At 47.2% G+C, this 544-nt stretch carries 1 pseudogene; it reads left to right on the forward strand.

Annotated features, from left to right (window positions below):
- A pseudogene (locus G1O98_RS38585) lies at positions 1-544 on the forward strand (bifunctional DNA primase/helicase); the annotation flags it as partial.

Genomic DNA, 544 nt, shown 5'->3' on the forward strand with positions numbered 1-544 from the left:
GCTTGAGAGTGCCTGAGCTTTATGAGCTTGAAAAGGAACAACTTTTCACGCCATCTATAAAAGGACATCAAAGAAAGAAGGAGTCTACGGATTCTGGCGGAGTTGATTCATCCAAATCGAAGAAATCCCCTACCTTCAATTTCCCAAAATCAGGACTAGTCGTACTGTGGAGCGACATGGGCACAGGGAAAACTGAACTTATGCGCTGGTGGCGTGACCAAAACCCCGACGCGCGGTTCCTCAACAATGGGCATCGCGTAAATTTGCTGAAAAATCTTGCCGAACGCTTGCGGACGGCGATGTACTCCGACTTGGGTTACACAGGTTTAGCTCAGGCCCAAGCCCTTAGTATTACTATTGACAGCTTGCATAAGCTGAATACTCAGTCTCTCACCTACGGCTGCATATTTATAGATGAAGCCTGCCAATACCTCACCCACCTACTACACAGTAATACTTGCAAACAGCACCGTGCAGCAATCCTAGAAGTCCTGGAATATATAGTATACAATGCGCCACTGGTCGTCATCGCTGATGCACACAT

Source organism: Nostoc sp. UIC 10630 (genome assembly GCF_010747425.1).
Classification (GTDB): domain Bacteria; phylum Cyanobacteriota; class Cyanobacteriia; order Cyanobacteriales; family Nostocaceae; genus Nostoc.